This is a genomic window from Streptomyces sp. 63XJN7_1_ISO-PGPR-S23-121 (genome assembly GCF_056173025.1).
In genome coordinates this window covers 1,946,308-1,959,817 of record NZ_CM149653.1, presented here as the reverse complement: position 1 = coordinate 1,959,817, position 13,510 = coordinate 1,946,308, and the positions used below count along the sequence as shown (strand labels likewise).

General features: G+C 71.9%; 6 protein-coding genes and 1 pseudogene. 2 read left to right on the top strand and 5 right to left on the bottom strand.

Annotation, left to right across the window (positions count from 1 at the left end):
* Window positions 1–37: 37 nt before the first annotated feature.
* Window positions 38–1,747, bottom strand: a complete 1,710-nt coding sequence (locus AC0VYN_RS08855) for an ABC transporter ATP-binding protein (RefSeq protein WP_475535480.1) — start codon at window positions 1,745–1,747, stop codon at window positions 38–40.
* Complete coding sequence (locus AC0VYN_RS08850) at window positions 1,744–3,585, bottom strand: ABC transporter ATP-binding protein (RefSeq protein ID WP_475535479.1); 1,842 nt, start codon at window positions 3,583–3,585, stop codon at window positions 1,744–1,746. The genes AC0VYN_RS08855 and AC0VYN_RS08850 overlap by 4 nt, the downstream gene beginning before the upstream one ends.
* A gap of 393 nt (window positions 3,586–3,978) precedes the next feature.
* On the opposite strand from AC0VYN_RS08850, the gene AC0VYN_RS08845 reads away from it, so the two are divergent.
* Entirely contained in the window at window positions 3,979–5,481 is a 1,503-nt protein-coding gene (locus AC0VYN_RS08845; protein WP_475535478.1) for a B12-binding domain-containing radical SAM protein, read from the top strand.
* Between the two features lie 70 nt (window positions 5,482–5,551).
* Here the strand turns inward: AC0VYN_RS08845 and AC0VYN_RS08840 are convergent, their stop codons facing one another.
* Together AC0VYN_RS08840 and AC0VYN_RS08835 are read right to left on the bottom strand one after the other, a co-directional pair.
* Window positions 5,552–6,691, bottom strand: a complete 1,140-nt coding sequence (locus AC0VYN_RS08840; protein ID WP_475535477.1) for a saccharopine dehydrogenase NADP-binding domain-containing protein — start codon at window positions 6,689–6,691, stop codon at window positions 5,552–5,554.
* Window positions 6,688–12,177: an amino acid adenylation domain-containing protein gene (locus tag AC0VYN_RS08835; protein ID WP_475535476.1), complete on the bottom strand. Its 5,490-nt coding sequence runs from the start codon at window positions 12,175–12,177 to the stop codon at window positions 6,688–6,690. The genes AC0VYN_RS08840 and AC0VYN_RS08835 overlap by 4 nt, the downstream gene beginning before the upstream one ends.
* Window positions 12,178–12,595: 418 nt before the next feature.
* Between AC0VYN_RS08835 and AC0VYN_RS08830 the strand changes: the two genes are divergently transcribed.
* Window positions 12,596–12,832, top strand: a complete 237-nt coding sequence (locus AC0VYN_RS08830; RefSeq protein ID WP_475535475.1) for a hypothetical protein — start codon at window positions 12,596–12,598, stop codon at window positions 12,830–12,832.
* 95 nt (window positions 12,833–12,927) lie between these two features.
* Here the strand turns inward: AC0VYN_RS08830 and AC0VYN_RS08825 are convergent.
* Window positions 12,928–13,309, bottom strand: a pseudogene (locus tag AC0VYN_RS08825) (ATP-binding protein); the annotation flags it as partial.
* Window positions 13,310–13,510 lie beyond the last annotated feature (201 nt).

Below are 13,510 nucleotides of genomic sequence, written 5' to 3'. Positions count from 1 at the left end.
GTCGGTGTGTGACGGACGAGCGCTCGCCATCGTGCCCTCAGGCCGCCACGTGCGCGGCGATTCGCCAGAAGTCGGCGTACCGGCCGCCGCGCCGGACGAGCTCCTCGTGCGTGCCCTGCTCCGCGATCCGGCCGTCCTCCAGGAAGACGATCAGATCGGCACTCTCGACGGTGCTCAGGCGGTGGGCGACCATGATGGTCGTGCGGCCCGCCATGAGCTGGCCGAAACCCTCCTGGACGGCCGCCTCGTTCTCCGGGTCGAGGGCCGAGGTGGCCTCGTCGAGGAGCAGCACGGGGGCGTTCTTCAGCAGGGCGCGTGCGATCGACACCCGCTGCCGCTCGCCTCCGGACAGCGCGGCGCCGCCCTCGCCGACCTGGGTGGCCCACCCGTCGGGGAGCCGGTCCACCACCTCGCCCAGGGACGCCGCCGCGGCCGCCGCCCGCACTTCCTCGGAGGTGGCGTCGGGCCGGCCGATCCGAACGTTGTCCTCGATGGTGCCCTCGAAGAGGTAGACCTCCTGGAAGACCATGGAGAGCCGCGACATCAGCTCCTCGCTGTCGATGTCGCGTACGTCCACCCCGCCGAGGCGCACCATGCCCGAGTCGACGTCGTGGAACCGGGCGACGAGCTGGAGCAGGGTGGTCTTGCCGGCGCCCGAGGCCCCGACGACGGCTACCCGCCGGCCCGGTTCCACGGTCAGGGAGAGCCCGTCCAGCACCTGGCGGTCACCGCGCCGGAAGCTGACCGACTCCAGCTGTACGCCGTCGTGCGCCGGAACCGCCGGCCGCTCGGCGCCCGGCAACGGGGGCTCGGTCAGGACCGCGTCGATACGCTCCAGTTCGCCCCGGGAGACCCGCATGATGCCGCCGAGGTCGGCGAGGGACAGCAGGGGTTCGACACAGCGCGCCGCCAGGATCATGATCGCCAGCAGCTCCGGGGCGCCGAGATCGCCGTTCAGCGTGAGATACACGCCCAACGCGAGGACAGCGGTGAAGACGGCCTGGACGGAGAAGGTCAGGCCGAGCATGCCGGGCACGCCGCTGAGGGCCGCGCGCCGGCCGCTGCGCCACTGCTCGTGCAGTGCGTCGTCCAGGAGGCCGAAGCGCTCGCCCGTCCGGCCGCCGGCGCGCAGCACCGGCTGGGCGCGGACGAACTCGACGACCCGGCCGGCGGCCTCGTCGCTGTTGCGTGCTCGCTCGGCGTCCTGGCGGGCGGTCGCCTTCGATGTCCAGCGCTGCACTCCGGCGATCAGCGGGGCCGCGGCGAGGCCGGCGACGGCGAGGCGCCAGTCGAAGAAGAAGAGCACCACGACCACGGACAGTGGGACCAGGGTGGCGTTGATCAGGGGCCGCAGCCGGTGGGCCGGTACCGACATGACCTCCATCACACTACGGCTGGTGAGCCCGGAGACGTCCCCGATCCGGCCGGGAGTGAACCAGCCGAGCGGCAGCCTGGCGAGGTGGTCGCCGAGACGGTGGTGCAGACCCCGTGAGAGCTCACCGCCGGTGCGGAACCCGGACTTGTCACTGAGGTAGCCGAGCACGGAGGTCACGAGGACGGCCACGGCGAAGGCGGCCAGCCACGGCCAGGCGCCCCGCGCGTCGTCGTCGAGCAGGGCCCGGAGGAGCGGGATGAGCAGCGCGTAGGACAGGCCCTCCACGACGGCGCAGACGGACATGAGCGCCACGGTGCGGCGCAGGGGGCCCGAGTGCCGCTCTCCCAGGACCCTCAGCAGCAGCCTGATCATCGGTGGATCTCCCTCTTCTGCCCGGCACGCGCGCGCCGGGCATGCCACATCGCGGCGAACTTCCCGTTCAGCGCCAGTAGTTCGTGGTGGGTACCGCTCTCCACGATCCGCCCTTCCTCCATGACGACGATCCGGTCGGCCCGGGCGACGGTCTCCAGCCGGTGCGCGATCACCAGTTGCGTACGGCCGTGGACGAGGTTCTCGAGGGCGGCGCGGATCTCGGCCTCGGTCCTGGCGTCGGCGAAGGACATCGCCTCGTCCAGGACCAGCACCGGGGCATCGACGAGCAGCGCCCGGGCGATGGAGAGGCGCTGCGCCTCGCCGCCGGAGAGGCCCACGTCCTCGCCGATCACGGAGTCGTATCCGCGGGGCATCGCCTGGACGCGCTCGTGGATGCCCGCCGCGCGTGCCACCCGCTCGACGGCGGCGCGGTCGGCCTCCGGGACGGCGAGGGCGATGTTCTCGGCGATGCCGGCGCGCAGCAGCCGGACGTCCTGGAGGACGAACGAGACGTGGCGGTAGAGCCGCTCGCTGGGGATGTCTCGAAGGTCGACACCGCCCAGGAGCACGGACCCGCTGGTCGGGTCGGAGAACCGCGGCACCAGCTGGGCCAGCGTGGACTTTCCGGCACCCGAGGGGCCGACGAGCGCGGTGGTGGTGCCCGGTTCGAGGACCAGGTCGATCCCCCGGAGCACCGGGCGGCCGGAGTCGTAGGCGAAGCCGACGCCGCGGAACTCCACGCGGTCGCCGTGCGGTTCGGCCGGCGTCACCGGCTCGGACAGCGGCGGTACGTTCAGCATGTCGCGGATTCGCTCAGCGGACCGTTCGGCGGCGTGCACGTTGTCCAGGCCGTGGCCGAGCGCGGCGATGGGCGCGGTCAGCGCGACGGCGAGCAGCGGGAACGGCAGCAGGTCGGCGGGGGGCATGGCGTCGGCAGCGATCAGTCCCGTACCGCCGGCGAGGACGAGCAGCAGGACGAACGGCGGGGAGAGCACCAGGGCCGCCAGCGAGGCGAGGCCCGCGGCGCCCGCCACATAGGTGAGGAAGAAGTCGGCGAAGTCGTCCGCGGCCTTGCGGTAGCGCCCGTGGGCCTGCCCGCCGCCGCCGAAGGTCTTGACGACCGGGATGCCCTCGACGAATTCGACGGAGGCGGCGCCGATGCGTCCCATCGCCTCCCCCATCCGACGCCCCTCGCGCTGCCGGTCCTCGCTCTGCAGCAGGCGCTGCAGAGCGAGGCCGAGGAGCACCGGCACGAGGGCGACGAGCGTCAGCCGCCAGTCCACCCATGCGAGATAGCCGAACGACGCAAGCGGGACGACGACGGCGGAGGTGGCCTCGACGGGGGCGTGGGCGATGAGGTGGTGCAGTTGATCGACGTCGCCCTGCACCACGCCGTTGATCTCGCCCGAGCTGCGGCGGGAGTACCAGCCGAGCGGTACCTTGCCCAGGCGCCGGGCGAGCAGCCGCCGCAACGAGAGCTGGAGGCGGCCGTCGACGAGATGGGCGATGCCGCCGGACGCGGCGGCGAGTACGACGCGGAGGAGCAGGCCGCCGACGCCGAGCCAGACGGCGAGCCAGGCGGCGCCGTGGTCCGCCGGCCCGGGGGCAAGCAGCACACGGCCGAGCTCGACCACCGCGATCAGCGGTGCGAGACCGGCGAGGGAGCTGATGACCTGGAGGACGAAGACGGCGACGAGGCTGGTGCGGTAGGGGCGGAGTAAGCGCAGGAGTACCTGACGGGAGGTCGCGGCCGGGCCTCCCGGGTGGTCCCCCGGACCACCGGCGTCCACCGCATCCCCACCATCGGCACGGCTGTGCAGGCCCTCTGCCGTGGCCATGGGATTCCCCACCTTTCGGGCGCGGCCGTCCGGTCCGGAAGCGGGCAACGCTGTCGCGACCGGGCGGCAAGATCCATGAAGACAGCAATAACTTTACACGTATAAGAACCTCTTTCGCAAGCGGACCGAGAACCGCCGCCGGGCCGCTTCCCGCGGCCTGGGACGCCCGCGTGGGCCGGCGGACCGTGGCGCGGGGATTCCGTCCAGACGATGCCCAGATGTGGCCTGAAACGATCGCGTGAACCCCTGCCCGGGGCGACCACCACCCTCACTACAGGGAGAGCTGGGCGCGTGCGCTTTCTACTGCTGAGCGGGCTCGGGCCCGCGAACCTCAATTCGCCGTATCTGGAGGGATCGCTTTTCACGGCTAATCCCTCCGACGCGGCCCGGGAGATGCTCCGGAGGGCCGGGAGCCCGGACCTCGATCTGCGGCGGTTCGCCTTCGTCCAGCACGGGCGCGAGTACGCCCTGCTGAGGCCCCGTGCGGCCACGACCCCCCATCTGACGACGGTCACCCTCCTGTCGATCCTGGAGAACAGCGGCCACAGTTTCGAGCGCCTGGACCTGGGAGACGTCTGGGAGGGTCGCGCGAAGGCGCCGGCGGGCGACGTCGACGTGGTGCTCCTGTCGACCACGTACATCTGGAACGGCCCGATCCTGGGCTCGGCCGTACGGTGGGTCCAGGAAAACCTCCCCGGCACGCCGATCGTGGCCGGCGGGCAGTTCACCAACCTCAAGTTCATGGCGGCCATGCGGGACTTCCCGGAGATCCTCGCGGTGGTCCGTGGCGACGGCGAGATCGCCCTGCCCAAGACCCTGGACGCGCTGGCGGGCCGGGGCGGGCTGAGCGCCGTGCCCAATCTGGTGTGGCGCGACGGTGACACCATCCGCATCAATCCGGTCGAGTACGTCGACATCGACGACTTCCCCTCACCGCAGGTCCTCGGCGATCAGGCGATCGTCCCCTACGAGTCCATGCGGGGCTGTCCGTTCGACTGCAAATTCTGTTCGTTCCCCGCAGCTTCACCCAAATGGCGATACAAGTCCGCCGAGAAGATACGTGACGACTGGATCTCCTATGCCGACCGTAACGGCGCGGACGTCATTTCGGCGATGGATTCGACCTTCACCATTCCGCCGACCCGGCTGCGTCGTCTCCTGGAGATCCTCCCCGATTCCGGAGTGCCGAGGTGGGAGGGGTTCAGCCGCGCCAACACGCTCAATTCGGCGGAGGTGGTGGCCGGACTCGTGGCCTCGCACTGCTTCCAACTGCACATCGGCTTCGAGTCGATGAACGACGGCACGCTGAAGCGGATGAGCAAACGGGTCTCGGTCAAGCAGAACCGCCGGGCCGTCGAGCTGCTCAGCCGGAGCGGCATGTCGTACTACGGCCTCTTCATCGTCGGGTACCCGGGCGAGGACCCGGAGATGTTCCAGGACACCCAGGACTACCTCCTGCGGGAGTACTCCGGGCACTACGCGCTCTCCAAGTTCTCCATCACCGACGAGACCATGCCGCTGTGGCAGGACCGGGAGGAACTGCGGATCGTGGCGGACGACCCCACCGATCCCGCCTCGCCCTGGTCCCACATCGGCATGGACAGCGCGCAGGCGGCCCGGCTGCAGAAGGAGACCCTCGACAAGGTGCGGCTGACCAACGACAGAACCGTGCTCAGTCTCTGGCAGCACGACTACCAGCACTGGCTGATGCCCCGTCACGACCACGCCGTCAACATCGCCGTGGAGAAGTGCCTGGAGCGGATGGCCATGGCGCCCCTGGACTACAGCGACCTGGACGAGGGGGCCGCCGTCATCCGTGACAACGTCCACCGGCTGACGGAGTTCGGGGTGGAACTCGCTCCGGCGGGACGGCTGCTGGCCGGCGACCCGGCCTGACACCGGCACCCCGGACACGAGGCGCGGCGGGCTCCCGGCCCGCCGCGCCTCGTGTCTCCCCCAGGGCGCGTCAGAGCACGCCCTCCTCCATGTCCAGATCCGCGGCGATCACGCCCGCGGCGGGTACGTCGTCGGAAAAGGTGACGACCGTGTCGGGCAGATACCGTCGCAGCGCGTCCAGGACGCCTCGGGCGGACAGCACCTGCGCGGCCCGGTGCACACCCCGTGGCACACGTCCCCGGGCCACCTCCCGGGCCGCGACCGCACCCACCACGCCGGTCATCGCCGAGCCGTCCACGCCGCGGATCACCACTCGGCGCACCAGGGCGCCGTCGGGGCCGGACCGTTCCAGGACGCCGCACAGCACGTGGTACGGCGATCGCCCCAGGGCGTCCAGCGTGCTGGCCCGCACCACGCCGGCCGCCCGCGCCTCCAGGCCGCCGGCCCGGACGTCGCCGGACCGACAGCGGTTGAGCGCGTCGAGCAGGTGGTGCCCGTCGAAGCCGTTGTACCAGCGGGCCTCGGTGAAGCCGAGGGCGCGGGCCTGGCCCACCAGCTCCTGGGTGAGGTAGGGGTACACGGTCACCGGATGCGGCACCCCCGCCACTACGCGCTCCTCGGCACCGCCCAGCGCGCCGGGCACCACGTGCCCGTCGCGCCACTGGGCGCGCGGTGTGCCGTAACCGCGGTCCAGGCTCAGCAGGTAGTCCATGGCGCCGGTCCGGGTGAAGGCGCCGAGCGACACGTAGTATCCGGTGAACCGGGCGGCACCCAACGGAGCCCGCCCGTCCGTCAGCAGCCGGGGCAGCAGCCCGGACATGCCCGGCGAGAGACCGGCCGACAGGATTGCCGTACGCTCGCCCGCCGGGGCGGGAGCGGGGCCGCAGCCGTCCATCACGTCCACGTAGTCGGCCCCCGCGGCCGCCGCCGCCCGGCGTGGACGGTCGGCCAGCTCGTAGGCGGGTCCCGCGCAGTGGAGCACCACGTCACAGCCCTGGACGAACCGTTCGAGGCTCGCGTCCGACCGGGCGTCGGCCTCCCTCGCCTCGGCGGACCCGCCGAGAGCCGCGGCGCAGTGCGCCGCCGCCCTGGAGTCCCGGCCTCCGATCCTCAGCCGGAACTCCCCCTCGGCCGCGAGCACCCGGGCGGCGGCCGCGCCGACCGCTCCGTACCCGCCGAGGATCCCGATCAGCGGCGCCGCGCCGCTCACCGGCCGTCCTCCGTGAGCAGTGCGCGCGCCACGGCCTCGGCGTTCGGGGGCTGCACGCACGTGAAGTGGTCACCGGGCACGTCCACGACCCGCAGTCCCGCACCGCACACCCGCTGCCAGTAGTCCGTCATGTCACGGTGCATGCCGGGGAAGATCTCCGCCTCTCCCGTCTGACGGACGAACGTCGCGGGCAGCTCGCAGGGCGTCGCCTCGTGCGAGGCGACGGACACGAGGCTGTGCTTGACGATGCGGTACAGCCTCGACAACCGTTCCGCGGAACGCAGGTCCGCGTCACCCGTCGGCATCGACGCGCCGATGGCACGCAGCCGCTCCTCCTGTGACCGCTCGGCGAGCGTCCGGAAGGCCCGCAGAGCCTCCCGTCCGGGTCCGGTCAGGGCCGACTCCGGCCGGTCGACGAGGCTGCCCTGCGGGACGGTGTTCGCGAAGTGCTCGGTGGTGGCCCGCACCAGCTCGCGCGTCGCCGACTCGTCCCGGGGGTAACCGAGCCCGACCAGGTCCGCCCGCATCAGCCGGGCGAAGATGTACTCGGCCAGCAGGTCGTCCTCCACCAGGTACGGCACCCGGTAGCTGCTGATGACGGTCAGGCCGCTCACCTCGGCGCCGGCGGCGGTCAGCCGCCGGGCGAGTTCGGGCACCAGCAGACCGCCCATGCAGTAGCCGACGAGGTGGATCCGCCCGAGCCCTTCGGCGAGCAGGGCCCCGGCGTGCCGGTCGGCCAGCTCCGCCACCTGGGTGCGCGGATCGGCCTTCAGGAACGCCTCGATGTCGTCGACGACGAGACCGGCCAGGGGGAGCCGATCCCCCAGTGCGCCGATCACCGCGCGGTAGGGGACGAGGGTGCCCGTCCCGTCGTGCACCAGGACCCGGGTGGTGGTGTCCGCCGCGCCGACGGCACCGTCGCTGATCCGGACCAACGGGGAGGCGGGGGCCGCCCCGGCGAGGCCCGGGACGCCGCCGCGGGTGGCGCCGAGGTGCCCGGCCAGCGCCGCCACGGTCGGCCGGTTCATCACCAGGCGCAGCAAGTCGTCCCATTCCAGGTCGGCGGCCTCGGGGAGCCGTTCGCGCATCTTCGTGACGAGCCGCGCCACGAGGAGCGAGTCGCCGCCGAGGTCGAAGAAGTTGGCATCGCGGCCGACGAAGGTGACCGGCAGCACGTCCGTCCAGAGCGCGGCCAGGGCCTGCTCCGTGCCGGCCCGCGGCGCGTCGCCGCCCTCGTCGACCCGGCCCTGTGCCGCGGAGGCGGTCCACGCGTCGAGGCGTGCCCGGTCGACCTTGCCGTTGCCGGTGAGGGGTATGCGGTCCACGACCTGGAGCTCCGCCGGAACCATGTACGAGGGAAGCCGGTCGCGCAGATGCCGGACGAGCGCCTCGGGCCGGAGCCGGGTGCGGTCGGCCTTGAAGCGGGACACGAAGACGTGCTGACCGATGCGGGACAGCGGGCTGTCCTCCTCGGGCAGGCAGAAGGCGACCTCTGCGTCGGCCTCGCGGAGCATCCGCAGCCACTGTTCGCGTCCGAAGAAGGTCTGCCCCGTCTCCCGGCGCTCGTCCGCGAAGCCGTGGAGACCCGCGTTGAACTCCATGGAGGTCATGACGTGGTACGCGTCGCGGGTCGCCTCGATGAAGACCAGCCAGCCGCCGGGCGCGAGGAGTTCACGCAACCGGGCGAGGACGTGTTCGGCGTGCACGGAGTTGTGCAGGACGTTGGCCAGCAGGATCACGTCGAACGAGTTCGGCGCGAGACCCTGGGCGCGGTAGTCGCGGTTGAGGTCGAACAGCCCGTAACGGACCCAGGGGTGGTCCCGGAACTTCTCCTGGGCGGCGGTGAGGAAGAAGTGGGACAGGTCGGTGAACAGGTAGTCGACGTTCAGTCCGTCGAGCTCGGGCACCAGGACCGTGCTCGTGCCCCCCACCCCGGCGCCGATCTCCAGGAGCCGGAGCGGGTCGGGGCCGTTGTGCCGCCGGGCGATCTCGCGCATCGCGGCCACCACGACCGCGTTGTTGTGGCGGCTGATCAGGTTGTCGCGGTACGCCGCCTCGGCGGTCTCCAGACGCCCCTCCGGGAAGAGCAGCGCCTTGAGGTCGATCTCGTTGCGCACGAGCGGGGCGAGGTTTCGCTCGGATACCCGGTGATAGCGGACGAGCCCGGCGCCCCAGCGGATCCGGGGTTCGAGCGCGTCGATCCGGTCCAGGACGGCCTCGTGCTCCCCCGGTGCGTCCTTCCTCAGTGCTCGGTAGCGTCCGGTCTCGGGGTCCTGGAGCACCCGGCCCTCCCTCTCCAGGGCGGTCAGCCAGCGCCGTACGAGGTAGTGGTTCTCGGGGGCCGCGCCGACGGCCTCGATGATCTCCTCGGCGGTGTGGTCGGCCGTCGCGTCGGGGAACAGCCCGCAGGACCGGAACAGGACCGCCATCGACTGGAGCGCGGAGAGATCGAGCAGTTCGACCATCTCGGCCACCTTGTCCGCCTCCACGGCGCGGACGGTCTCGGTGACGCTCGTGACCGCCTTGTCCCGGAGTGCGGCGGGCAGCTCGGGCACGTCGGTCCGCACGGGCTCGGCGAAGGCGACGAGCCGGCGGGCGGTGCCCTCGCCCTGGACGATGGCCGCGGCGGTCTCCACGGCGGGGAAGGTCTGGAGCGCGGCCTCGACCTCGGCGAGCTCCACACGGTGACCGTTCAGCTTCACCTGGCGGTCCACACGGCCGAGGAATTCGATCGTGCCGTCGTCCAGGCGCCGGCCCATGTCACCCGTGCGGTAGAGCCGTTCGCCGGTGACGGGGTGCGTCACGAATCGTTGGGCGGTGCGCTCGGGGTCACCGAGGTAACCGAGGGCGAGGCCGGTCCCGGCGATGTACAGCTCGCCGGTGACGTGGGTGGGGCATTCGCGCAGCAGTTCGTCGAGGACGTGGAAGCGCTGGTTGGCGAGGGGCTTGCCGTACGGGATGCTGCGCGCTGCGGGGTCGACGGTGGTGACCGGATGGCAGATCGACCAGATGGCCGCCTCCGTGGCCCCACCGAGGCTCACCACGTTCAGTCCGGGCACACGGCGTCGCACGGCGTCGGGGAGGGTGATGGGTATCCAGTCGCCCGACAGCATGGCCAGCCGCAGCCGGGAGACGTCCGCACCGGGCTCGGTGCGGAGGTACTCCTCCAGCATCTGCATCTGCGCGGGCACGGAGTTCCACACGGTGACGGCGTGCTCCGCGAGCAGCTCGGCCCAGTGTCCGGGATCGCCACGGCGCCCGGCGTCGGGCAGGACCAGCGCACCACCGGTCGACAGGGGGCCGAAGATGTCGTAGACCGACAGGTCGAAACCGAGCTGGGCCAGTCCGAGCACGCGGTCGTCGGCCGTCACCGAGAAGCGGCCGTTGATGTCGTCGACGGTGTTGAGCGCCGCGGCGTGACTGATCATCACGCCCTTGGGGGTTCCGGTGGAACCCGAGGTGTAGATGACGTACGCGAGGTCGTCGGGCGCCGCCCGATGCCCGCGGGCCGCCTGGTCCCGCGGGTCGACGGGAGCCAGAGTGTCGACGGCGACCTCTCGCGCGCCCGCGGGGAGGTCCAGCGAGGGCAGCAGCGCGGACTGCGTGAGCACGAGGTGTGCCTCGGCGTCGGTCAGTACGGCGTTGCGGCGCAAGGCCGGCTGTGTGGTGTCCACGGGCAGGTAGGCGCAGTCGGCGAGCAGCACGCCGAGGACGGCGACGACCTGTTCCCAGCCCTTCTCCATCACGATGCCCACGCGTTGGCCCGGCCGCACGCCGGCGCCGAGCACGGCGTCGGCCACGGCCTGTGCCCTGCCGTGGAGTTCGGCGTAGCTGAGAACGCGCGAGGAGGTCACCACGGCGGTCCGGTCGGGGGTGCGTCCCGCCTGGTCCACGACCGCGGTGTGCAGGAGCTGGTGGCGGCGCGCGGCGGCGGTGTCGTTGGCCTCGGCCACGCGCCGCGCCTGTCGGGCGGGGAGGGCCAGCGGGTCGGCGTCCTCCCAGACGGCGGCGCTGTCGATGAGCCGCGTCACGAGATCGGCGAAGGCGGCGAACATGTCGTCGGCCATGCCCTCGGGAAAGACGCCCTCGCGGACGTCCCAGTGGGCGAGGAGGCCACCGGCGTCGTTCATGACCTGGCAGTCGATCCACACCTGAGGAGTCTGGGTGATGCCGTGGACCAGCTCGCCTCCGGGCATCAGCGAGGTGGCGGACTCGTCTCCGGCGGAGCCGCTGAGGGTACTGGTGAAGGTGACCGGCAGGAGTGCTTCGGTGCGGCCGCGGCGGCGGGCCAGCTCGCGCAGCACCTCGACGCCCGAGCAGAGCCGGTGGTCCAGGTCCTCCCAGAGGCGGCCCTGCACGTTCCGCATCCGGTCGACCAGCGTCGTGCCTTCGGTGAGGTCCGCGGCGAGCAGGCTCGTGGAGCTGAAGTCGCCGACGACGCGGTCGACATCGGGCAGCAGCGGAAGCCGGTTCTGCACGGTGAGGCTGAGGGTGAAGCGAGGGTGGCGGCTCCAGCGGCCGACCGTCTCGGCGAAGGCCTGCAGGAGGACGGTGGAAGCGGTCACTCCCGCCTCGGTTGAGCATCGGGTCAGGACCTCCCACTGCGCCGCCGTCAACCGCAGCCCGTGCCGGGTGAAGCGCGGCGGGGCGCTGAGCGAGTCGGTGCGCAGCGGCAGATCGGGGGCGGCCGGCAGGTCGTCGATCCGGGACCACCAGTAGTCGCGGTCGCGCCGGTAGCGGGTGCCCTCACGTGCCGCCCCCGCGGCGAGCACGTAGTCGCGGAAGGTACCGCCCCGGGGCTCGGGCCGCGAGGCGCTCAGGCACAGGTCCGCCAGCTCGGCGAGCAGCAGCCGGATACTGCTGTAGTCGCAGATGAGCAGGTCGACGGCCACGTGCAGGACCAGGGCCTCGTCGGTCTCGGTGGCACGCAGGTCGAACAGGGGCCACCGATCGGTCGGCCGCACCTGGTGCGACATCTCGCTCCGAGTCGCCTCCAGCGCACGCTCACGGGCCTCGGCGGGGGCGCCGCGCAGGCTCTCGCTTCGCACCTGGTAGTGCGGAACATCCGGCAGCACACGCTGGTACCCCTCTGCGGCGACCACGGCCCGCAGCATGGGGTGACGCCGGATCAGGTGGTTCCAGGCCTCTTCGACCCGCTCGGCCCCCCAGTGCGGGAGGGCGATCTCCAGGTAACCGTGGCAGGCCACACCGCCGTAGTCGAACGCCTCGCTCCGTCCGAGCAGATAGGCTGCCTGAACGTCCGTGAGCGGGAAGGGTTCGTGCGCCGCCGCAGGATCGGCGACGACGGCGGGCCCGTACTCCTGGACGCGCAGCAGGGCGAGGACGGCGTCGCGGTGCGTGCGAAGCGTCTCCAGCCGCTCCGGCGTCATCACCCCCTGCGGCGCGCGATAGCGGAGCTTCCCTCCCTCCTCGTACATCACCACTCCGGCCGCTTCCAGTTCGGCCGCGAACTCCCCGACATTCATGATCCGTCGCCCTTCCTGGCCCCGCGGGGCGTCCGACAAATGCCCGCGGCGTAGCGACGCCCGGTACGCACGCTCGCCGCGTTGCCGCACCGGACGCCGCTCCTTCTCCCACGCTCATGTGTCGGACACCCCTGGAGCGCGCACTCCGCTGAAACAGCCACGCGAGGACGTCAGCTTGGTGCATCGGCACTGGCGAAGTTCTGGATGTCCGCCCGGCCACACGACGGACGGGTCTTCGTGGTCGCTGCCGTCGAGCGCGACGGTCCGGCCGGCAGCGAACGTGTGGAGCCCGCCCCAGGCGGCCGGCACGCGCTCTCCAGGAGGGGGCCGGTCGTCCAGGCCGGGCCCCTGAGGGAGAAGCGGGACAGCCCCGGCCGGGACCCCTCGAGTCCGGGTACGACGGCATGCGGCCGGCCGCGTGACGGAGGCCCTTCCCCTCGCCTGGCGCGACCGCGCCTCCCTGCTCACGCAACGTCTCGCGGTGCCCGACCTGACCTCCCGGGCGCTGCCTCGGCCCCGCACCGGTCTGTACACGCGCAACGCCCGAGAAGGGGTCAACCCGGTGCTTGACCACAGCTTCGTGCACGCCGTCCGGTCCGGCCTGGTCGAGCCGGTCGCGGCCGTTCACGCGTTCGAGGCGCCGACGTGGTACTGACCGATGGCACCCGACTGCGCCCCGACACGGTCATCGCCGCCACTGGGTCCCCTTTACGCCGTTCATCGGCTTGACGGGCGCAATCCCTGCTGAGGTCAACCGCCCCCGTGGAGACCCGGCAGGTCGACCAGGAGGAGATCATCAAGTCTGGCCGCCAATTCGACCAGGTCCGGGTAGAAGCCGTGCAGGGAGAACAGGGCCAGCGTGGCTCCTGTGGTGTCGTAGCCCTGGCCGGTGAGCAAGCCCCGGATGTGCTCGAGGCGTTGCAGGTCGCCGGTGCCGCGGCGGGCGGCGGTGGCCTTGGCCTCACCGATCAGGGCGATCCGGGCGCTCGGCGCCTGCGGACGCACACCCAGGGCGAGGGCGAGCAACGTCGACCTCGTGCTTGGTTCGGGCCACCGGGTCAGCGACCTCAGTGGTGCCGACGGGGCCCGGCAGGCCGCCGGGAAGGAGGGTATGGGCGTAGCGGCGGGTGAAGGTACTAGGGTCCGTATCCGATGGCAGGTGCGTCGGGGGCTTCCCAGCACCATCGAAAGAGACGACCCCCGTCTGACCCTCGCCGAGCTCACCGGGACCTCGGCCGCTTATTCTCGCAAGCGCGCCAGCCGAGGAGGGCCGGTTGCCCCTGGTCGCGTCCTGTTTGACTCGCGAAGCCGCAAGTCAGATCCCTTTGCGGCA